Origin of the sequence: Aureitalea marina, assembly GCF_002943755.1 — a bacterium.
GTDB lineage: Bacteria > Bacteroidota > Bacteroidia > Flavobacteriales > Flavobacteriaceae > Aureitalea > Aureitalea marina.
Map to the genome: position 1 here is coordinate 119,867 of NZ_MQUB01000001.1, position 22,537 is coordinate 142,403.

A 22,537-nucleotide genomic window follows, 5' to 3' on the forward strand; every position below is an offset into this window, starting at 1 on the left:
CAGAAATGGAACGTTTTTTGTTATATTGACCATCTAATCCCCCAAATATGAAGAAGATAGTCTTGCTGTTTTGTCTGTTGGTTTCACTGGCTTTAACCGCCCAGGAGGAGATCCAATGGATGAGCATGAACGAAGCCCTTGCTGCTCAGCAGGAGGAACCTAAGAAGATCATGATCGATGTCTACACCACCTGGTGTGGCCCATGCAAGCTCATGGATAAGAATACCTTTAGCAATTCCGATGTGGTGGCTTACATCAATGCCAATTATTACCCGGTAAAATTCAATGCCGAAGGAACAGAAGAGATCACTTACGATGGCTTTACTTATACTAATCCCAATTATCAGGAAGGACGTAAGGGAAGAAATGCGACCCATTTCTTTGCAGATGCCCTAAATCTGAGTGGATATCCATCTTTGGCCTTTTTCGATGATAAAGGGAAGTATATTCAGGCAATACCTGGGTATCGAACCCCACAGGAATTGGAGATCTACTTAAAGATGATCGCAACCAACGATTACAAGGATATCACCACCATGGAGAAGTGGGAAACCTATCAAAAGGATTTTGTAAGTACTTTTCAGGACTGATCAATCCAGATCAACGACATAAGCTCCGCTTTCGCCTGTATAGTGAAAGCGGATTTTGTTTTTTAGGCAGGTCTTGTTCCACCGCTCAACCAAGGCGGGCCAGTTAGAACCATCAGCAATAATCTGAGTTGGCCGAAGAGAATCGATCATGCGCTGCAAGTGGATCGGCGCGTTTTGTGTCAGCAAGATCCAATTTGATCGAATCCCAGCAGGGTATACGCCTAAGCTGTCCACAATAAGCAGTTTACCTCTTTTCCAACAGGTGAGATATTCATAGCTTTTATGCTTCGCTAGTTTGGTGTTGTTATGACGGATCAGGTCCCTAATGGCATAATTATCTTCTGCCGTGGTCAAAGAATCGGAATGCATCCAAATGAGCTGGTCTCCTTGCTGTTCGGCTACCAGGGTCTCGCCCCACTGATGCAAAACATAAAAGGTCTCCTTGGAATTCTTTAGGTCCTTCCAGGCAATCAAAGAAATTGTGCCCAATACCGATAGAAAGAACAGCTTTCTAAAGATTCCATTTTTACTATGGATCCAGAACACCAACGCACTAATAATACCTGCACTAGCCAGGCTATATTCTAAAGGGAAGTGAACATCCTCAAACCAGGGCCCCCATGTTCCGACGGCCTCCATAAGCCTGAGAAGCTCTCCCAAAAATGTATTATAGCCCTGTATCAACCAAGGGATATCATGCTGATAAAAAGCAAGCACTGTTATCACAATCCCGGCAACAAGAACAACTCCTATTGCGGGAATGACCAATAAACTACTGATCCAGAAGACAGATGAGAACTGGTGAAAATAATACAAGCTCAATGGCAATACACCTAGTTGTGCCGCAATACTGACTGCGACCATTCCCCGTATCCATTTTATCATTTTCCAAGGTGTCTTTACAGAGTTGATCAGAGGTGGTGCGAGCCACAGAATGGAAAGCACGGATAGAAAACTCAATTGAAACCCCAGGTCAAACAGATAAAGGGGCCTATAGATCAATAAGCCCAATAATATCATGCTCAATAGCTGGGTAGAATCCACCGGTCGGTTATAGAATTGGGTGAGCGTATAAACGATCATAAGTAGGGAGGCCCTGACCACCGACGGGCTCAAACCGCTTATGCAGGCAAAGCCGCAGATACCGGTCAGGATGAAAAGGATCTGGACGAATCGGGTACCACGTATACGTCCCAGCGGATGACTGATCCACTTAAGAATTAGAAAGATCAGGCCTACATGCAAACCGGAAATCGCCAGTAAATGCATAGCACCGGCTTTTTGGAAATTCTGGCGCAGTTCGGTATCCACACCGCTTCGGTCCCCCAGGAGCATGGCTATGGTTACCCCAAGTTGATCTTCCTCAAGTCCGGAACTCTTCAAGTCTGAAATTAGCTTTTTCCGAAACCGATAGATCCTACTATTCCAATTGGGCTCCCTGGGATATTTCGTGAGTATCTGTGAGGCATTTAATTTGATCTGATGAAATACCTGTTTGATGTTCCAGTATGATCTCATATCCCATTGCCCGGGATTGCTGGGAGCATCCAGTTGGTCCATGTTCGCGTATACGAGCATTTGATCACCTGGAATAAGTTGCAGACTATCTGTGAGTGCTGTTCTCAGCAATACACGACCATGGACATGGGATGAATCCATGCGTGTTACATTAGCAACATAGACCTGGTAGAATGAATTGGGTTTACGGACGGCGGTAATCTCTAATTTGATCAATTGGTCCTTATCCGAACATATGGCTGTGCTCAAGGGATAGTGTCCGTTCTCCAGTAATGAAGCCTGTAGGCTTAGCCCGCCCAGGATCAAAAAAATGAGGTTTGCTGCCCATTCGAAACCAGTTTTCCTGAGCCTAAAAAACCCAATGATCAGGACGATGACTGTTGGGAGTATTCCTGTTTCCAATACCTTGGTCGACGAAGGTACTAACCAGGCAAGTGCTATCCCTGTGGCAAAAGCCAGGGCTAAACGAAAGATCACATAACGGTTTGCGGGTTTCATGGTCAGACCGGGAAGTCTAACCGGGAAGCATGGTAAAGTTAATCAGTTCAGATCACTTTGCGGGCCTGCACAAATGCCTTTCGCCAGTAGTTTTCGTCCATGGAGGAAACAATTACTCCTCGGGATGTGGTCGAATGGATAAAACGGATCTGTCCTCCTTTGCGTTCAACCACCAGGCCAACATGGTTGATCCCACCTCCCTTTTTAGAAGTACTGAAGAATACCAGGTCTCCTTCACGAACATCTGCCAAGGCTATTTTTTTGCCTGTTTTTGCCATGTCACGAGAAACACGGGGCAATTGGATCTCGCCCTCTAGATAGGAAACATAGATCAGCCCGGAACAATCCATGCCTTTCTTGCTTGTGCCTCCAAATCGATATGGGGTTCCCTCAAAGGAAATGGCGTGATCGATGATGGGATCAACGGTCTTATTTTTGGAATGATTACTCGATTTACTGGAATGGTCTGCGACCTTCTTGGAAGATCCGCATGAAGATAGGACCAAAACCATCAACAGGGAGGTTGTTAGTAGTTTCATAGACATAGGGCTTGTCCGAAATTACTAAAAAAATCGAATCAACCCGCGGCGTCTACCATCAACTCGGCCGTTTTACGGCTGGCACCTTTGCCTCCCAGCTTGTTTTCCAGGTCGTAGTAGTCCATAAATAGAACTGCCCGGTTATAGTCATCCAGGATGTCTGAAAGTGCTTTATTCAAGGCCTTGGGATTGAAGTCAGACTGAATCAATTCCACCACCGCTGGTTTGTCCAATATCAGGTTGACCAAGGAAATATAGCTCAAGTTGATCACTCGCTTGGCGATCTGATAAGAGATCCAATTGCCTTTATAACAAACCACTTCCGGTACTTTGAAGAGGGCCGTTTCTAGAGTTGCGGTCCCTGAGGTGACCAAGGCAGCGCTGGCTACGCTAAGCAGATCGTATGTTTTGTTCATGATCAATGCTACAGATCGATCACCGATGATCTCCCGGTACATGGAATCCGGCTGGCTGGGAGCTCCGGCTATTACGAACTGGTGGTCCGGAAACTGATCCACTTGGGTGAGCATCACCTTCAGCATGGTTCGTATCTCCTGTTTCCGACTACCCGGGAGAACAGCAACGATGGGTCTATCGTCTAGCTTGTGCTCTCTCTGGAATTGTATCGGATCGATCAAAGGTCGATCCGCTATGGCATCGATTAGGGGATGGCCTACAAAGTGAACAGGGAACTGATGTTTCTTTTCGTAGAAGTCCTTCTCAAAGGGAAGGATCACATACATAGCGTCCACATCCCGTTTGATCTTTTTAATGCGCCCCTCTTTCCAAGCCCAGATCTGCGGAGAGATGTAGTAATGTGTCTTATATCCCTGCTCTTTGGCCCATTGGGCGATCCTCAGGTTAAAACCAGGATAATCGATAAAGATCAGCAGATCAGGGTCAAATTTTGCAATATCCTCCTTGCAGAAGGAAATATTTCTCAAGATGGTCCTGAGGTTAAACAGCACCTCCACAAAACCCATAAAGGCCAGGTCGCGGTAATGTTTGACCAAAGTGCCACCTACTTCCTCCATCAGATCACCACCCCAAAAACGGATCTCGGCCTCGGGATCCAGGTCCAAAAGCTGCTTCATCAGGTTGGACCCATGCAGGTCACCAGATGCCTCACCGGCTATGATGTAGTACTTCATCTACAGGAAATATATCAAATAGGATGAAATGGCCGCTACAAAGGTCGCCAATAAGACCCCACGAGCCCGATAATCCCGATTAATTTTCAAGAATCCGAAGAATGCAGCCAAGTTAGGCAATGCACCCAGGGTGATTAACATCCACAGGTTGTCGGATTCCCAGTAGAACCTCAAAGTCTGCTCCCAATCACTTCCCTTGACATAACCAATGATCAACGCGCAGACAAGCACTCCTAATCCATTGACAATAAGTCCAGTAATAAAGCCGATTCCAATTTCCTTCTTCATATAGTATCTGCGGTTATTGGCTAAAATTCCAGTTGTTCAACTGGTTCAAAGCCTGGTAAGCCGTCATGTCGAACTGAACCGGAACCACCGAAATATAATCGTTGGCCAGCGCCCACTCGTCTGTATCTTCTCCTTTGTCGTTATTCACAAAGTCTCCGCTGAGCCAGTAATACTCTCGCCCCAGAGGATTCACTCGTTTATCAAATCGTTCCACCCAGTGAGCATCAGCCTGCCTGCATACTTTGATTCCTTTGATACCCTCCTTGGATACCTTCGGGAAATTCACATTTAGTACCACTCCGGTCGGAAGCCCGTGCTCAAGGCATTGCTTAGCTAGGATCTCAACATGTTCCAGAACCGGTTCAAAGTCGGCTTCCAAGGAGTAATCCAACAAGGAGAAACCAATGGAAGGGATTCCTTGGGTTCCGGCCTCAACTGCCGCACTCATAGTCCCGCTGTACAGCACGTTGATGGACGAATTGCTCCCATGATTGATACCGCTGACACAGAGATCCGGTTTACGGCCAAGGATCTCGTTTACCGCTAGCTTGACACAATCTACGGGTGTCCCACTACAACGATATTCCTTTTGAGGGGCGTCTTTGTCCACTACGACCGCGTCGCAGTACAAGGTATCATTGACCGTAATAGCATGTCCCATTCCACTTTGTGGTGAATCCGGGGCCACAACACATACGGTTCCCAGTTTATTCATCACCTTGATCAGGGCACGGATCCCGGGAGCGGTGATCCCGTCATCGTTGGTCACTAAGATCAGTGGTTTTTCCATGGCTTGTTTACGGCTTGATTCTATTCGCTAAAATACGAGCTTTAAATGGCTTGTTAACCCCCTGAAATTCAATTTTCCGTTTAACAAAAAATTAGTACCGGGTGTCAGGCATGGCACGGTTTTTTCTCTATTTTAGGGGTTTAAAAGATGCTGAGTATGCGATTAATGAAAAAGAATCTCAAAGTATTGTTCCTTGCCGTGCTTGTTGCTGCAGCCTCCTGCAGTTTTACAACCCGTGAATTTGAGGACAATGATAAAGATAAATTACTGATCGATCTGATCACCTATGTGTTGGAACGCGGACATTATTCTCCCAAGGATATGGACGATGAATTCTCCGCAGGTGTATACGACGATTTCCTCACCACCATGGATCCCCTCAAGCGATACTTCCTGGAATCTGACATGGAAGAGTTTGCCCAATATCGCCTGCAGATCGACGATCAATTACAGCAAAAGGATCTAACCTTCTTTAATCTGGTTTATACACGTTTTGCACAACGTCAAAGTGAAGCTCAAGGCTATTACAAGGAAATATTAGATCAACCTTTCGATTACTCCAAGCAGGAGCAGATCGATGTGGATTACGAGAATATGACTTATGCTAAGTCTAAAAAAGACCTGAAGGAACGTTGGAGGAAGCAACTGAAATTCACAGCCATTGGGAATTTCTATGATCTGATGGAGGAGGAGAAGGAAAAGGTAGAGAATGAAGAGGGCTATACCGCCACTCCCGAAAGCGAGCTGGAAGAAAAGGCCCGTACTACCTCCAGAACTTCGATGGATGAATATTTCGATTTTACCAACGACCTGGAGCGCAAGGATTACTTCGCCAATTTCCTGAATAGTGTGGTCATGGAATTCGATCCGCATACCAATTATTTCGCACCGCCGGATCGGGACCGTTTTGACTTGCGGATGAGTGGAAAGTTAGAGGGAATTGGTGCCCGATTACAAAAAAGAAACGATTATATCCGGATAGTGGAAGTAATCAGTGGTGGTCCGGCCTGGCGTGGAGAGCACATCGAGGTTGGCGACCAGATCATGAAGGTGAAACAAGAAGATGAGGACGAAGCGGTCAGCGTGGTGGGCATGCGTCTGGACGATGCCGTGAAGCTGATCAAAGGCCCAAAGGTACCAAGGTGACCCTTACCATCAAGCGAGTAGATGGAACCGTAGAGGATGAGGTCATCACCCGAGATGTCGTCGAATTGGAAGAGACCTATGCTAAGTCCACCGTGATCCAAAAGGATGAGCGCAAATTTGGACTGGTCAATCTACCGGCATTTTACTTCGATATGGACAATTACAAGGACCGAAATGCAGCCACCGATGTTCGTAAGGAGATCGAGCAGCTCAAGTCTGAAGGCATGGAAGGTCTGGTACTGGATCTGCGCGATAATGGTGGAGGTTCGCTACGCACTGCCGTAGACATTGCCGGTCTGTTTATCGAAGCAGGCCCGGTGGTCCAGGTAGCTTCCAGCGGAGAAAAGAAAGAGGTACTTAAGGATCGTAGTGGAGATGTCCTATGGGATGGTCCCTTGGTGATCCTGGTCAATGAGCTTTCAGCCTCTGCCAGTGAGATCCTTGCGGCTGCCATGCAAGATTACAAACGCGGTATCATCATTGGGAGTAAGCAGTCCTATGGAAAGGGAACGGTACAGAACATGATCGATCTGAACCAGTGGTTGCGCAAGAATGATCTGGGAGACATGGGGGCCCTTAAACTGACCACCCAAAAGTTCTATCGCGTCAACGGAGGTTCAACTCAATTGGAGGGTGTGAAGAGTGACGTGATTATGCCAGATCGATATTCGTATATCGATATTGGAGAGCGCGATTATGACAATCCATTGCCCTATGATAAAATTACCCCAGCCGATTATGACGTCTGGGATGGGTACATAGACTATGAGGCGACCATTGCGAAGAGTAAATCTCGTATGGATCAAAGCCCACAAGTACAACTGATCGAAGAAAATGCCCGATACATCAAAGATCGAAATGAAGAGACTATGATCGATCTGAGTTACGAGGCCTATGTAGCCGATATCGATAAGCGCAGGGAGGAGTCCAAGCGATTCGACGCCATACGCGAATACGACAATAAGTTGTCTTATACTTCACTTCCTTATGAAGTAGAATTGATGCGTCAGGATACCACCTTGCGTGAGAAGCGGAAACGTTGGCATAAAAACTTGGCTGGGGACATTTATGTTGAAGAAGCCGTAAACGTATTACAAGACCTTAAAATGAGTAATATCCGTCAGGGAAAGGTTGCCGAGATCAAGAATTAGCAGCTTTGAAATCGTGGCGTGATTACCTCGGATTGCCTACCTTTAGTGCGTGGCAGAACGGTCAAACTCATTAACCAGAATAGCGCTCCGAAAGTTTCTCAGGAACTTTTGGGGCGTTGTTAGTTTAAGCTTTCTTGGGGTTTGTGTCCTGGTAGCCATTTTTGCCTATGCTTTGGCGCCAGATAATTCTCGGAATGCCAACGAGATGCACCTTTCACTTCAGAGCCGATCCCCTGGCTTCCAGGTGCGCATGCTGACCATTCCTGGTGATGAGATCGAACAAAGTCCCGTGTCCGTATTTTTCTTGGGGCGAAAGACCACTTCTACTGAGATCCCTATAAGTCTTGTCAAAATTACCGATTCAGGTATCCAGGTGACTGAATACACTGGAGATGAGAGTAAAGGCCTGACAAAGAATTTGCCATTGGAACGTTTTCCTTTGGCTCGATCTCCTGAACAAATTTCCAGGTACTATATCGAGGATAGGACCTTCCACTTGGGGACGGACAAATACGGCAGGGATTTGCTTTCCCGCATGTTGATAGGGATCCGTATATCACTTTCTATCGGTTTTGTGGCTGTATTTATTTCACTACTCATTGGGATAACGCTCGGGGCTGTGGCTGGTTATTATGGAGGCAGGGTGGACAATGCCATTATGTGGCTCATCAATGTGACTTGGTCCATTCCGACGCTGCTCTTGGTCATCGCCATCACTTTGGCCCTGGGTAAAGGATTCTGGCAGGTTTTCATCGCGGTCGGACTGACCATGTGGGTGGAAGTGGCCCGGGTGGTACGCGGCCAGGTGATGAGTGTCAAGCAAATGCAGTATGTGACTGCAGCCAAGGCCTTGGGATATACCAACTGGCGTATCATTACCCGTCATGTCTTGCCCAATAGCCTGGCACCGGTGATCATTATTTCGGCGGCCAACTTTGCCTCTGCTATCCTTATCGAAAGCGGTTTGAGCTTCCTAGGAATAGGCGCCCAGCCACCCATGCCCAGTTGGGGCGGGATCATCAAGGATCACTACGCCTATATCATCTTGGGTAAACCCTATTTAGCCATCATTCCCGGTTTGGCCATCATGAGTTTGGTCATGGCCTTTATGCTAATGGGCAATGCCCTGAGGGATGCGTTGGATGTGCGATCGAGTTAGCTGTTAAAAATTCCACGCAATTGGTAGAAAAACCGCTCTAAAAGCCTGAGGTCCTCTGTGATGATCTCTGCCGTTCCACTTAACTCGCTTCTAAACGGTATCTCGATTTCATAGGAGGTCAATAAGCGGTCGGGAAGGCTAGCTTTTATCATATAGAAACCGTCCTCATTAGGGATGGCAGACATTGAGCTAACTGTGGCGTTTAGTTTACCATATTCTTCTTCAGGATAGTTGTGGAGTTTTATATTTACCCGTTGTCCCGGTGCAATTTTACCGGAGTTGTGAATAGGTGCTTTAATATGAGCAATGAAAGCCCTCGATTCTTCGGGTACAATGGTAAAGAGAAGATCTCCTTGTGAGATATACTGATCCTCATTCCAAATGTTGACCAATGAAACTCGACCGGAACGATTTGCCCGAAGCACATACTTTAGATCCCAGGTTCTCAATGCTTCTTTCAGTTGTATGAGTGACTGCACTACTTTCTTGGCCAGCCTAACATCATTTATCTCACCATTAATCTGTAATTGTGTGGCATTTCCTGAGGTTTCCGACAAATTCTGACGGATCTGGGAGATACTCAAATCCAGATTGCGCATGTTCTTTTCCTGATCCAGAAATTCTAGTTTTTTCCGTTCAATTTCGTTCAGAGAGATCACCCCTTTTTTATAGAGGTACTCGTTGCGCTCATACTCGTTTTTGGATAGCTCCATTTTACGGGCGTCGATTGACTTTTGTGCTTCCAGATTGGCCAGTCTCAGCCTTAATTGTGATTGAGCAAGTTCATTGGAACTGAGCTCATTTGAAAGGGGATCTAAAGTTCTGGATAGACGGTATTCAATGTAATCATTTTGGAAAACCACAAAAGCCGATGAGATCTCCCCCAAAGACAATCCGGGCAATTGCTCTAAAGGAAATTCCAAGGGACTATTCATGATGTTTATGGTATCCAGTATTGCCTTAAGGAAGAGTACATCTTCCAACTGAGCCGTATTATCCAACATGGCCAGGACAGTTCCCTTAGAAACTTGTTGATTGTCGCTCACCAACAAGGTCTTTAGCTTTCCTGAGCTTTGGGCATACTCCTTTTGTGGGGGATTCGGGGATGTTACAATTGCTTCAGTTTCAATAATATCAGGGTACTGAATAAACCAGGTGAACAGGAAGAAAAAGACAAAAAGTAGCAGCAGAATCCCATTTCCCCAGATTAGCATCCAGTTAGGGGGTTTGTTCAGGATGTCCTGAACTTCTGTACTTCTTTCCTGCTGATTATTCAATGGCATAATACTCCCTTTATTTATGAGCGTTAATTGTGCTATGCTCCAAGTTCTAATTGATTTTTAACCAGTTCATAATAATTCTTACGTTGAGCTACCAATTCGTTATGGGTCCCTTTTTCAATGATCATCCCTTTGTCGAGCACCACAATTTGATCTGCGTTTTTGACGGTGCTTAAACGGTGCGCAATGACGACCACTGTTTTGTTCTCGAAGAATTTGTTGAGGTTCTCCATAATGGTCTTTTCGTTGTTGGAGTCCAGGGCAGAGGTGGCCTCATCAAAAAACAGCAGATCCGGGTTCTTGTAAACCGCTCTGGCAATCAATAGCCGTTGTTTCTGTCCTGTGCTTAGTCCAACTCCTTCCATCCCTATCTGCGTTTCAAACTTCCTTGGCAATCCCAAGATGAATTGGCTGATATTGGCTACTGATACGGCATGATGGAGTTTTTTCTGATCAATGATCTCTTCGCCTATAGCAATATTGTTGGCAATGGTGTCATTGAAAATATACCCTTCTTGCATGACAACCCCGCAATGAGAGCGCCAGGTTTTGTTGGTGATATAATCCAAACTGTGTTCCCCTAAGTGTATCTGTCCATTTTGAGGGGCATAGAACTTGAGCAATAGCTTCATTAAGGTGGTCTTACCACTACCGCTTGTGCCAACTATGGCCGTGATTTTATTGGCAGGAATGACCAAAGAAAGGTCACGAAGTACATTGTCAAAACTTCCTTGATAGCGAAAGTCAACATTTTCCAAGACAATGTCTTCTTGGAGATTTAGTTTTGTGATCCCTTGAAAATTGTCCTCATCCTCAGATTTTTTATTGTGTATTTCGCCCAAGCGTTCCAAAGAGATCTTGGCATCTTGTAATTCACGAATAAAGACAATGAACTGTTCTATTGGACCATTAAGTTGTCCCACAATGTACGAGATGGCCAGCATCATACCGAGTGTGATATTACCCTGAACCACTAGAGTAGCAGCAATCATAGTGACTACTATATTCTTTAGTTCATTGATGAGCGAGGATCCCACGCTCTGATATTGTTCCAAGGCCAGATTTTTCATCGAGATATTGAACAAGCGGGCTTGGACGTGTTCCCAGTTCCAGCGTTTTTGTCGCTCAGAATTGTGCAATTTGATCTCCTGCATCCCGTTGATGATCTCAATGACCTTACTTTGTTCCGAGCTCACTGCCGCAAATCGCTTATAGTCTAGTTCGCGACGCTTTTTAAGAAAAATAAGAACCCAGGAGAAATAGCATATACTACCGGTGATAAAGATGCCGAAAATCAAACCGCTATAATAAGCTAGAACAAAACTAAATATCACAAAGGTCATCATGGAGAAGATAACCCGCAGGGATGAAGTAGTCAGAATTTGTTCTATCCTCCGATGGTCCTGAATGCGTTGTAGGATATCACCGGTCATTTTACTGTCGAAGAAGGCAATGGGGAGGTTCATGAGTTTTAAAAAGAAATCCGAGATCAACGAGATATTGATCCGGGTACTTAGGTGCAACAATATCCAACTACGAATTACTTCTATGGTGCTGCGTCCCAGGAAAAGCGCCACCTGAGCGAATAAGATCAGGTAAACAAAACCAATGTCCTGGTTTTTGATTCCAACATCTACCACACTTTGAGTTAGAAAGGGAACCACCAACTGTAGTAAGCATCCGGCGCCCAGTCCAATGATTAGTTGCCACAAGAATTTTCGATAACGGGCTACATAGGTGAACAGGTTTCTAAAGCCAAAGAATTGCTCACCATTCTCCGGGTCGAAATCCTTGAAACGAGCGGTTGGTTCGATCAAAAGAGCTATCCCCTTGACTTCATTGACCGAACTGTTCCTTCCCATCCAACAGTCAAGGAATTCTCGCTCGCTAAATTTGATCAATCCGTATGCAGGATCGGAGAGGTAGTAATTGCCCTTTTTAATTTTGTATAATACGACAAAGTGATCGTTGTTCCAATGGACAATACAGGGTAAATCTGCCTTTTGAAGGGTCTTTAGGTCCAACTTCACGCCTAGCGTACGCAGTCCAATTTTTTCTGCAGTCTCACTTAATGCCAATAACGAACTTCCTTCACGTGTAGTCTCACTGAGTCTGCGGAGTTCCGATAGAGAAATCGATTTCCCATGAAATTTGGCAATGATCCTCAGGCAAGTGGGGCCACAATCTTTGGCATCAGGTTGTCGATATGTGGGGAAGTTCTTTGTCAAGATGAATGATCAAAAATGGGATTCTACTGAACAATAAGTATCCCCCGGGTAAAACCCGGGGATAATTTTACTTAGCATCACAAGTTAGTTGTGGGCTGCAAGTACCACTGTAAGGGTTCTGCAAGGGACGGTAGCCATATGGCAACGATCGCCAGGTTGCTTACCTGCACAACCAGCAAAACACAGCGCGTCTCCACCTTGGATGGCCTTTTGTTGATCTGAGTTCAATGTCTCAGCTCCTCTTAGGTTTTTGATATTCTTTAACATGATAATAGATTTACATTTTAATGATTCCCCGAACAATTAAGGACACTCGGGTCTATGTCCGCTCTTTTCGAAAAGTGTATTATGACGCCAGACGATCTTTATTGGCGATCGGTTGTTCCTGACGGGTTTCTTCTGCGATATCGTCCAGGAAATACAGAATGTCCTGACGTAGATATTCTTTGGGATAAGGCCGGTCGCTCAAATAAAGCGCCGGGGTAAAATGGCTACTGTTTTCCAGACACCAGTTCTTTTGGGCTTGAATGGCAGTGTCGTAAGCGGTGGTCTGCAAAGTCTTCCGGCGAGCAAGCCAGGCCGCTGGGTCTGCATGCTCTGCATACAGTTCATGTAAAGCGAGCAGGCAGGCGGCCTGACCTTGGGTGTGATACAGATCAAAAAGTTGAACAACGAGATGGTAGAAATCGGAGTCTTTATCATCTGTACCTGCCATAAAGCGAATACTTACCTTCACTTTATCCTTTCCACCGGATAGAATAGATTCGATGTCCTTATGTGCTTCTTTGCAGTGGATACAATACGGGCTGGTAACTAGGATCAAATGAGTCTGTGCATGGTGGTTACCCAATATGATCTCCCCCGGAATATCCTGGTTGAAGGCCAAAGGCTTCGAAGCCTGGTAGATCCCCTTAAATACAGGGTAGTTTCGTTTGAATTTTAAATGATCAAATTTGAATTGTGACAGTTCTTTCTGGGCAAAGATCAAGGGCTGGATACGTGTCCAAACCAAGCTTACCAATAGCGTACTCAAGATTAAGACTCCAAAGCTATTAACCGATAGAACAATAGGCGATAGCCTAAAGCTACCGCCTATGAACAAGGATCCAAATTGTAAAAGCAGCACACATACTACGCCGAGACAAAGTGGACACCATTGTTTGACAACGCGCAATTGATAGTATAGGGAGTAAGCCACGACAGGCAGTGAAGCAATCGCACAAACTATCAAAGACGAATAATTGGTAATACCACCCCAGACTAAAAGGAGCCAGGTAAGGGTGATGGATAAAAAGCTGACGAGACTAAGATCACTTAGTTTTACCCGGCCAAAAAGTTTGGCACCCTTGGAATCCAGAACGGCGTCGCAGCTCATTTTATCCGATGAGTTGCAGATCTGTTGGGTCAGTTTGTCAGAGATTCCCAACTCGTGCTTCACAATAAAATAGCTGATGACCATTCCAAGTAGACTCAATACAAAGTGAATCCTGGGAAACCATGAATCCATAATTATTGTAAAATAGGTGGCCAAAGTAATCAGCAATGCACCCCATCCGATGGATCCGATCCGGCTATTGGGTGTAGTTTGGGTGATGGCCTCATCTTGCTCGATAGCGATCAGTATTCCGGTCCAACTTTCTAGGAAAGCCTCTTCTGTTAACAGGGTCTGATGTTTGTAGTCGTGTGTGAGAACAAGAGATTTTCCTTTTTTGTTCACCAAGGCCAATTCTTCATCTACCTCCCCTTTGGTTTGTGCCAGGAAACAGGGGGGTAAATGTTGCAGTATGTCTAAGGTACGTGGTAATCGTAGGGCCGCGTTAGGGATGTTGAAATGTTCCAGTACACCTGTTATAGCATGCAGGCTTGGATAGGACGGATGACTCTGTAATTGCATGCGCAGTTCCTCCTCGTTAATTCGAATCTGGTTCTTGCGAATTAGTTTCTTTACCAGATTGTATAGATGTGCTTTCATGGTCCTGTAGATATTTGTGTGCTACCTTCTTCTACGAATATCTTTCAGGATCGATGTCTTTACAATAGACAATGCACAGCTGTTTGGTATGAATTCATATTCGTATGGATTGAGTGAGAATTTGTTTTGATTGCAAAAAAAAACCGCCTGATATTCAGGCGGTCTCAACAATTGGGGTTGGTTATACTAGTTATTCAAGAACTGAGTAAAGTCAATGTGACTGTAATCTGTATAGGCGCAACTGGCCGGTGAAGTCGTTGTGAATGGTCGGGCAATAATCATATTGTTATTATGATTGACGTACAACTGATTGACCACATTTACTTGTTTTGAGATCAATCCTTCAATGGCGATATCATATCGCTCATAACCTTTGTTCCATGTAGAGGTGGTCATGGGATGGGCAACAGAGGTTATCTGTCCAAGGCTATAATTAAGAGGGTTTGGAACAAATAGTTCAACACAGTTGTCTTCGGTTACGTAATCGATGAAGTTGGCAACCAGAACCTCTGTTAATTGGGCAAATCGACCATTTCCCGTCAGTGGCGGTTCTTCTTCTTCACCACCAGGGCAACTCTCACATGGACCGGTTCCGTCAAAGTAGCTGGTCAGGTGTTGGACAAAGGAGGTCTTAAAGGCCGTGCCATCGGCACTCTTTCCAATGAGGTCAGAAACATTGACCACATTTCCACTGCCAAGGGCTGTCGTAAATTGATTTTGCGCTGCACTCTGATCGCCGTCATACATTAAAGTCTTGGCCGTAATGTAGGCCGTTACCTGCATATAAGACTCTAGCGGAGGGGCTTGTAACCCAAAGCGATTGGAAGAGTTTTCATCTATTGAATTGCTTAATTCACTGGCCGGAATCTCAAGTTGGAAGTTTTGATCTTGTTCTGCTTCGATAAATTCGGAATCCTTGCTACAACTTATTATCAAGAATGTGAGGGTAAATAAAAATAGAATGTGTGCTGTTTTCATGATATAATTTTTGAATTTCGGTGTAATGGTAGAATTAATTCAGCTGTTTTCAATGGCCTACCTTATATATGGAGTGGTATGTTTCAAATTCGCTGGGATTTTTTTCAAATTCGGTTTTAGTCAAAGATCTTCTTTAGTGCGTAGTCTTTCCTCCGGCTGGAAACCGGAACCTTAAAATCCAAGTGAACCACCAATACACCCTGTTTGTTGTATTTCAAAACGTGCTTCTTGTTCACAATATAGGACTGGTGGCAGCGAATAAAGGTGTCCTCGGTTAGAATTTCTTCTATTTTCTTGATGGGTTTTGAAACCAGGATCTTCTCCATTTGCTGGGTATAGAAAGTGGTGTAATTACCATCTGAGCGACAGTAAATGATATCGTCCTCATAAATGGCATAAACGGTATCGGCAGTCTTTAGAATCACCCGTTTCCTTTGCGCGCCCTTAAAGTATTCACTGGATACTTCGAGCAGTTTTTCAAGATGACTTTCCTTGTCCTTATTGGCTAGAGCCTTTGAGACGGCACCTGTGAACTCACCTTCATCAACGGGTTTTAAAATATAGTCCAAGGCACCTACCTTGATCGCTTTGATTGCGTGATTGTCAAAACCCGTTACAAAGATCACTTCAAAATCTTTGTGTGTAGTTTTTTCCAGGAGATCAAATCCAGTACCATCTGGCATATTCACATCCAGAAATAGCAGGTCCGGTTCGTATTTAGTAATTGTTTCCATCCCGGAATTGACGTCCGCAGCTTCGGCGACAACGACAACCTCTCGAGCAAAATTTTCTTCGATCATCTCGCGTATATCCTGCCGGATTAACGGCTCGTCGTCTACAATAATGGCTTTAATCATGATCTGATTCTTTAAATGGAATAGCAAAAGTAACCCGTGTTCCTTCATTTGTCGAAGTTGTCTCTACCTTACGGCCGGTGGACTTTTTTAGGAAATTTGAGATCAACTTAGTGGATGCCGATCGCTTTGTGTTGGACTCGTTTAGCTTCATTCCAAGCCCATTGTCCATTATCTCACAATCAATAATGTTTTTGTCAAGCTTCATGGAAATTCTAATCTCCCCGCCGGTCAATCGATCTTTGAAGCCGTGTTCAATGCAATTTTCTACAAAGGGCTGTATAAGCATGGGTGGGACAAATATGGGGTCTTCCTCTTCCAAGTTGTGCAATTTGATGGTATAGGTGAATTTATCAGGAAATCGAATAAGTTGTAATTCGAGGTACTCTCTTAAGGCATCCAATTCTTTCTCTAAACGGACATAATTTTCCATGGAATTTTCCAGTACGAGTCTCAATTGCCTGGAGAATCGTAATAAATAGGACGCTGCCAAATTCGGATCTTTTTTGACTAGTTGTTTGATAGCGTGAAGGGAATTGGACGTGTAATGTGGGTTCATCTGGGTGCGCAGAAGGCGCTGTTGCATCTGCAGTTTCTGCTTTTCGAATCGTAGCTTTCTCCTTCGATATGCCAACCAGATTGCCACCAGTGACAATGTACCAACTATTAATGACCACAGGAAACGGGTCTCTAGTTTGAGGTTTTTGATCTCAATCGCTTGTTTTTCCTGAAGGAGTGCCTGTTCGTATTCTTTGGCAGTTGTCAAAGCAGCCAATTCCCGTTGTGTACGGTCCAGGTATAGTTGTTCCTGGTAATCGTAAATGTTGGTCAGATCGGTTAGCAGTTCGTCAAAATCTTTGCCCGATTCGTAAGTGAGTCGGGATTTATAATTCAAATAGTCTTTTTGAAGACGTTTATCAATCTTATCAAATCCAATGCCACGAACAGAATCCAGAAAAAGCTGTGCGCTAGGATAGTCCTTTAGCTCAATAGAAACCTCAGCCAGATTATTATATGCATTAGCCAATTTGTCAAATCTGTCCTGAGATTCCGTCATCTTTTTGATCTCTGCAACACCTAATTCATAATAAATTTTGGATTGGTCAAATGCGTCTTCATAAAATAGGAAGATTCCGTAAGTCCCAAATATCTGCCTCATATACCGAGGAGACAAATTCGCTTTTTTGTCAATTAGTGCATCTAGAATTTGGAAGGCCTTTGGTCGATCCTTGAGGTAATAGAAATACAATTCGGCATTGGAGACCATAACGGTTGCGATATTGGATGTGTCCTGCAATTGCCGAAGTGATTCTATCCGTTTTTCATTGTAGTATAGTGTACTGTCATATTCCTTAATGCTCTTGTACGTTACGGCGCTGAAATAATTGGAGAGCGCCTTAAGGAGAGGAGGTGAAGAGTCTGGAAGTAGCTCTGTGTAATTTCTGATCACAGCAAAACAGTCACCATAGCGCCCCATGCGGCGATATGTATCCCAGGCACGCTCAAAATATACCGCTTCTCGTTCTCCGATGATTGAATCCGAAACCGTCTCAATACTCTTCTGATAGTAGATCGCGGCACTGTCCAAGTTACCATTAGTACGAAAGTGACGCCCTATCAGATAGTGATATTCTGCCAATATGGAATCCGGGAATCTACCTTTCCATTGCTTATGTAATTCGCGTAGTTCATTGTAGTATACAAGGCTCGAATCGGCACCTGCTTCACGTATTATTCTTTGTAGCTCAATGACTCTATCTACTGGGGCCTGATCTTTACTACCATATTGGCAAGATGTAGCAAAAAGAACAAATAAAAAGCAGCAGGCGATTGTTAAACGAGCCATGATTAAAACTTAGAAAAATAATGACAATAAAGGGAAAAGCTTATAATATATTACGAGTTTCAAGGGTGTGATGAGTATTTTGTATTTATGATTTGCTTGCTTACTGATAATGCGTATTGGACGCATCCAACTTCACAAAGATGAAAAGCAGTATGGTAAAGCCCCAAAGTCCGGAACCTCCATAACTAAAGAAGGGTAGGGGGATACCGATGGTGGGAAGCAGGCCGGTCACCATACCAATATTTACCAGAAAGTGGACAAATAGAATGGAGGCTACAGAATAACCATACACCCTTCCAAATTGCGATTTCTGTCGCTCGGCCAGTTGTAGGATACGGATCAGTAAGACTACAAAGAGAACAATCACCAGGGTACTGCCCAAAAAGCCCCATTCTTCCCCAACCGTTGTAAAGATGTAATCCGTTTGTTGTTCGGGGACAAAGTTCCCTTTGGTTTGCGTCCCTTGGGTCCAGCCTTTTCCAGTCCAACCTCCACTACCGATCGCTATCTCACTTTGATTGGTGTTATACCCTATCCCTTGCAGGTCCGTTTCCTTTCCCAACACAATGTTGAATCGATCTCGGTGTCTTTGCTCGAATACATTGTTAAAGATGTAATCCACCGAATAAGAGAATCCAATGCATAGCAATATGGCGAGCAAATACCGGGACGGGCGTGGTTTTTTCTTTTTATTTCGAATAAAGATCAATACCGCCAAGGCCGAAATGATCACGGCCATCCAGGGTACTCCAAGAAGTAAGGTCAACACAAACAAAGCAGCCGCCGCAAATCCCAATAGGATGTAAACCCCGCTTATTCCTTCTCGGTATAAAGGAAAGAGGAAGGCGGCATAGACCAAGGCACTACCCGGGTCAGGCTGTGGTACTATCAGTAATGCCGGCAGGGCTACGATTAGGAAGGCTCGCGCCTGGTGCTGGAATTCTGACATATTGGTTTGCAGATCACCGACGTATTTAGCCAAAGCTAGTGCGGTTGCTGCCTTGGCAAATTCACTAGGTTGAATGCTGATCCCTCCCAAATTGTACCAGGAGGTTGCTCCGTTAATGGTTGTACCAAACAGATACAAACAGGCCAATGAGAGTAGGGATACCAGGTAGATCAGGCCTGCAAATCGTTCGTAGAATTTGGTGTCCACGGCCAGGATTACGATAATCAATATCACACTTAGGCCGATCCAAACCAATTGTTTGGTGTATTCGAGGTCAAAGTTTATAAATGGAGCAGAGGTGTCAGCTACCGAGGCAGAATAAATGTTGATCCAACCAATAAACACGAGGCTCAGAAACAGGAAGACCGTCAACCAATCTATTTTGAGATAACCGCTACTACCCATAATTACTGATTGATGGAAAATGGTTCTCCCGAATATGGTTTGGCGTATTCTTCTTCCAGACTGCCATTCAGTACAAAAGCTTCCATGTCGGTGCGACTGATCTCTCCTTTGATATATTTTTCGATCATCAATCCGGCTATCCTCCCGGCCCATCTGGAGCCCCAATAGCCGTTTTCCACGAATACGGCTATGGCTATCTTAGGGTTGTCCTTTGGTGCAAAAGCGACAAAGACGGAATGATCTGTAAGCTGTACCCTTTGACCATCTATCTTGGTATAATTTTCTGCCGTTCCGGTCTTCCCGCAGATCTCGATACCCGGGATCTGAATATGAGAGGCTGTTCCCTTGTTGTACACGTCGAACATACCCTCAATGACCGGTTCGAAATGGGCGGCATCAATAGTCGTTTGATACCGTTGAGTATAGATCGCGGGGATAGTATCCTGCCCTTTAATTTCCTTGATGATATGGGGTTTATAGTACCAGCCCCTGTTCGCAATTGCGGCGGTAAAGTTGACCATCTGCATCGGGGTCATCAGCACCTCTCCCTGTCCGATGGAGTTGGAAATGGTTGCTGTACTATACCAGCGATAGGTGGGATATTGATAATAGCGGTTATAGAATTCAGAATCCGGTATAAGCCCGGGCCGGCCGGAGGGCAGATCGTAACCCATGAAGTCTCCCAAGCCAAAACTGCGCAAGTGATATCTCCAATTATCGATACCTTCTTGTGGAGTGTCATATTTATCGATGGTCCGTCTGTAGGCCGTGGCAAAATAACTGTTGCAGGAGTTAGCTATTCCTCCAACCAAATTGAGCGGACTGGGATGATGATGACAACCTAAGGGTTTTCTTCCACCATAGTTGTATGAGCCGTAGCAGGAGATCCGTTCTGTGGTACTGATTACACCCTCTTGAAGTCCGATCAAGGCAGTAAGGGACTTAAACGGGGATCCTGGTGGATATTCCCCTTGTAGCACCCTATCAAATAATGGGCGGGAGATGGTGTCGTAATACAATCTGGTGAAATTGCGAGACCGCTCTCGTCCAACCAGGAGGGCCGGATCGTAATTTGGTGCGGCCACTAGCGCCAGTATCTCCCCGGTAGCTGGTTCCAAAGCAACAATACCTCCCCGTTTGTTGACCATTAATTGTTCTCCGTATTCCTGCAACTTGGAATCTACGGTGAGTACGATGTCATTACCTCGAATAGGTAGGGTGTCATAAATACCTTCTTTAAATGGCCCAATCTCCTTATTAAAACGGTCCTTTTGGATATACTTAACCCCTTTTTCTCCTCTCAGAAAATCTTCGTATTGCTTCTCAACCCCTTGCATCCCGATCAGCTCTCCCATCTGGTAGTAGGGATTCTCGTTGATAATGCGTTCATTCACCTCAGCAATATAGCCCAGAACGCTGGCCGAGTGCTGTACCTGGTATTCCCTTAGTGACCTTTTCTGGATGTAAAACCCTTTGTACTTCCGCATCTTTTCAGACAGATAGGCGTATTCTCCTTTCGTAAGTTGAGGTATGAAAGGGGAGGGGATCCTTGGAGAGTAGACCCATGCCTTTTCCATGATACGATCAAAGTCTGCCCGCTCTATCTTCAAGAGACCACAGAACTCTAAAGTGTCCAGATCTTTGACTTCCCGCGGAATAACCATCACATCATACGATGGCTGATTAGAGACCAGTAATTCACCATTCCGATCGAAGATGTATCCCCTCTGCGGATAGTCGTATTCTACTTTGACCGCATTACTATCGGACAAAGCCTGAAAGGAGGTGTCATATACCTGTAAATAAAACAGCCGGACCGTAAAGACGATCCCACAGATCAAAACCAGACCAGGCAGCAATAAATTCCTCATCAAATATTCCGGTTGAACAGCAGGATTAGGCTGTGAATGATAATTAAACTAAATATACTGGAGAACAAGGTCGATTTAAGAATCAGGACGATATGCTCCACGGTGAATATCTCCAGGCTGAACAGCATCAAATGATGGGCCACAACCATGGTCAGAATGTAAGTAACTTGCTGAGAGATATTGGCCTTTCCAAAATTCACGGTATTGTATTCGTAGCTCACACCAAATGAGAACTTGAGTATCACCGGACGTATCCATGCAATAAATACCGATGCAGCCGCGTGTATCCCCCGGTATCACTGAATACGTCAATGATCAGTCCCTGTAAAAAGGCCAGGAATATCAAGAGACTTTTATTACCCGAGAGGGGGAAGAACAAAATGAAAAAGATGTAGGCGTATGGGTTGACATATCCCAAGAAGTTGATGTGATCCAATACCAACACCTGCAGCAAGATCAGCAGGACAAATCGCAAGACGTTATTTAGGATCTCATTATTCTTCATTGTCCACAGACTCTTCCAAGTTCTCTATCTCTTCAGCATCTCGATTTTGGATCACATAAGCCACAGATAGACTAGTCATGTCACTAAACAGCCGGACCTGCAGATCGTAAAAGTCTTCGCGTTCTTCGCGTTGAAGCCCTTCTACCACACCGATCATGATCCCCTCCGGAAAGATGGTAGAACGCCCTCCTGTTACAATGGTGTCTCCAACGGAGACAGGAGCCAGCCTGGGTATTTCGATCAATTGGACCAAGTTGGGATCTCGGGTGTCCCAGACCAGGGTGCCAAAGTGCCCGGATTTCTGGAGTTTGGCGTTGATCTGACTGCTGATGTTCAACACACTCTGAACCGATGAATAGCCATTCGAGGTCGCACTGATGATTCCGACAACACCTTTTGGGGAGATCACTCCCATATCGATCTTCACGCTATCCCGGTCTCCCACATTCAGGGTCACATAATTCCTGGATCGGTTATAGTGGTTGTTGATCACACGGGCGGGGATGTAGCTGTAGGTAGTGTCCAGTCCAACAGCCACGGGAAGTGAGTCCAGGTCTTCTTCCTGATTGAGCATGAGGCGCAACCGTGTATTTTCTTCTTGAAGTGCCTGGTTTTCCTTGGATAATTGGAAATAGCTCCTAACTGTGCTACTGATAGAGAAAAGACCACCGCTGAAGGCATTGGCAGAGCTACCTATTCTATTCCCCTGGTAGGAACGGCTATTGGCGGTGAGCAACAAGGAAAGACCAAAGAGCAATAAGAATAGCAGGAAATTCTTATTCCGGATTAAAAAGAAAATGATCCGTTGCATGCTATTGG

Annotated in this window: 21 protein-coding genes; 4 read left to right on the forward strand and 17 right to left on the reverse strand. The window is 45.0% G+C overall.

What is annotated here, in order from left to right:
- The first annotated feature begins 47 nt into the window (after positions 1 to 47).
- Positions 48 to 590, forward strand: coding sequence for a thioredoxin family protein (locus BST85_RS00595; protein ID WP_104811483.1), 543 nt, complete (start codon positions 48 to 50; stop codon positions 588 to 590).
- On the opposite strand, the gene BST85_RS00600 is transcribed toward BST85_RS00595, so the two are convergent.
- From BST85_RS00600 to surE, 5 genes are read right to left on the reverse strand one after another with little or no spacing between them, the layout of a single operon-like run.
- A complete protein-coding gene (locus BST85_RS00600) occupies positions 591 to 2,606 on the reverse strand; it encodes a ComEC/Rec2 family competence protein (protein ID WP_104811484.1) in 2,016 nt (671 codons plus the stop codon).
- 47 nt (positions 2,607 to 2,653) lie between these two features.
- Positions 2,654 to 3,145: a C40 family peptidase gene (locus BST85_RS00605; RefSeq protein ID WP_104811485.1), complete on the reverse strand. Its 492-nt coding sequence runs from the start codon at positions 3,143 to 3,145 to the stop codon at positions 2,654 to 2,656.
- Positions 3,146 to 3,183: 38 nt separating this feature from the next.
- Entirely contained in the window at positions 3,184 to 4,296 is a 1,113-nt protein-coding gene (lpxB, locus tag BST85_RS00610; protein WP_104811486.1) for a lipid-A-disaccharide synthase, read from the reverse strand.
- Complete coding sequence (locus BST85_RS00615; RefSeq protein WP_104811487.1) at positions 4,297 to 4,584, reverse strand: hypothetical protein; 288 nt, start codon at positions 4,582 to 4,584, stop codon at positions 4,297 to 4,299.
- 13 nt (positions 4,585 to 4,597) lie between these two features.
- Entirely contained in the window at positions 4,598 to 5,374 is a 777-nt protein-coding gene (surE, locus tag BST85_RS00620) for a 5'/3'-nucleotidase SurE (protein WP_104811488.1), read from the reverse strand.
- Between the two features lie 156 nt (positions 5,375 to 5,530).
- On the opposite strand from surE, the gene BST85_RS14625 reads away from it, so the two are divergent.
- Genes BST85_RS14625 through BST85_RS00630 form a run of 3 tightly spaced genes read left to right on the forward strand, consistent with a single transcriptional unit; the run spans position 5,531 to position 8,830 of the window.
- On the forward strand, positions 5,531 to 6,520 hold the full coding sequence (locus BST85_RS14625) for a PDZ domain-containing protein (protein WP_342750370.1): 990 nt from the start codon (positions 5,531 to 5,533) through the stop codon (positions 6,518 to 6,520).
- On the forward strand, positions 6,517 to 7,671 hold the full coding sequence (locus BST85_RS14630; protein WP_342750371.1) for a carboxy terminal-processing peptidase: 1,155 nt from the start codon (positions 6,517 to 6,519) through the stop codon (positions 7,669 to 7,671). The genes BST85_RS14625 and BST85_RS14630 overlap by 4 nt, the downstream gene beginning before the upstream one ends.
- A gap of 49 nt (positions 7,672 to 7,720) precedes the next feature.
- Entirely contained in the window at positions 7,721 to 8,830 is a 1,110-nt protein-coding gene (locus tag BST85_RS00630; RefSeq protein ID WP_104811489.1) for an ABC transporter permease, read from the forward strand.
- On the opposite strand, the gene BST85_RS00635 is transcribed toward BST85_RS00630, so the two are convergent.
- From BST85_RS00635 to mreC, 12 genes are all read right to left on the reverse strand, one after another.
- On the reverse strand, positions 8,827 to 10,113 hold the full coding sequence (locus tag BST85_RS00635) for an HlyD family secretion protein (protein WP_104811490.1): 1,287 nt from the start codon (positions 10,111 to 10,113) through the stop codon (positions 8,827 to 8,829). The genes BST85_RS00630 and BST85_RS00635 overlap by 4 nt on opposite strands.
- A gap of 32 nt (positions 10,114 to 10,145) precedes the next feature.
- Positions 10,146 to 12,338: a peptidase domain-containing ABC transporter gene (locus tag BST85_RS00640; RefSeq protein WP_104811491.1), complete on the reverse strand. Its 2,193-nt coding sequence runs from the start codon at positions 12,336 to 12,338 to the stop codon at positions 10,146 to 10,148.
- Positions 12,339 to 12,422: 84 nt separating this feature from the next.
- Positions 12,423 to 12,605: a hypothetical protein gene (locus tag BST85_RS00645; RefSeq protein WP_104811492.1), complete on the reverse strand. Its 183-nt coding sequence runs from the start codon at positions 12,603 to 12,605 to the stop codon at positions 12,423 to 12,425.
- A 79-nt stretch (positions 12,606 to 12,684) separates the two neighbouring features.
- Positions 12,685 to 14,310 carry a vitamin K epoxide reductase family protein gene (locus tag BST85_RS00650; RefSeq protein WP_104811493.1) on the reverse strand — a complete coding sequence of 542 codons (1,626 nt, stop codon included), beginning with the start codon at positions 14,308 to 14,310 and terminating at the stop codon, positions 12,685 to 12,687.
- Positions 14,311 to 14,496: 186 nt separating this feature from the next.
- A complete protein-coding gene (locus BST85_RS00655; protein WP_104811494.1) occupies positions 14,497 to 15,288 on the reverse strand; it encodes a hypothetical protein in 792 nt (263 codons plus the stop codon).
- A gap of 116 nt (positions 15,289 to 15,404) precedes the next feature.
- Positions 15,405 to 16,145, reverse strand: a complete 741-nt coding sequence (locus BST85_RS00660) for a LytR/AlgR family response regulator transcription factor (RefSeq protein WP_181039925.1) — start codon at positions 16,143 to 16,145, stop codon at positions 15,405 to 15,407.
- A complete protein-coding gene (locus BST85_RS00665) occupies positions 16,138 to 17,988 on the reverse strand; it encodes a histidine kinase (RefSeq protein ID WP_104811496.1) in 1,851 nt (616 codons plus the stop codon). Before BST85_RS00665 ends, BST85_RS00660 begins: the two co-directional genes overlap by 8 nt.
- Before the next feature lie 100 nt (positions 17,989 to 18,088).
- Entirely contained in the window at positions 18,089 to 19,342 is a 1,254-nt protein-coding gene (gene rodA / locus BST85_RS00670) for a rod shape-determining protein RodA (protein ID WP_104811497.1), read from the reverse strand.
- A 2-nt stretch (positions 19,343 to 19,344) separates the two neighbouring features.
- The gene (gene mrdA, locus BST85_RS00675) at positions 19,345 to 21,213 is read right to left on the reverse strand and encodes a penicillin-binding protein 2 (protein ID WP_104811498.1); all 1,869 of its coding nucleotides are present in this window, start codon (positions 21,211 to 21,213) and stop codon (positions 19,345 to 19,347) included.
- A complete protein-coding gene (locus BST85_RS14635) occupies positions 21,213 to 21,434 on the reverse strand; it encodes a hypothetical protein (protein ID WP_342750372.1) in 222 nt (73 codons plus the stop codon). Before BST85_RS14635 ends, mrdA begins: the two co-directional genes overlap by 1 nt.
- 20 nt (positions 21,435 to 21,454) lie before the next feature.
- The gene (locus tag BST85_RS14640) at positions 21,455 to 21,718 is read right to left on the reverse strand and encodes a hypothetical protein (RefSeq protein ID WP_342750373.1); all 264 of its coding nucleotides are present in this window, start codon (positions 21,716 to 21,718) and stop codon (positions 21,455 to 21,457) included.
- Positions 21,708 to 22,529 (reverse strand): rod shape-determining protein MreC, encoded by an 822-nt coding sequence (gene mreC, locus BST85_RS00685; protein ID WP_104811499.1) that lies wholly within the window; start codon positions 22,527 to 22,529, stop codon positions 21,708 to 21,710. Before mreC ends, BST85_RS14640 begins: the two co-directional genes overlap by 11 nt.
- Positions 22,530 to 22,537 lie beyond the last annotated feature (8 nt).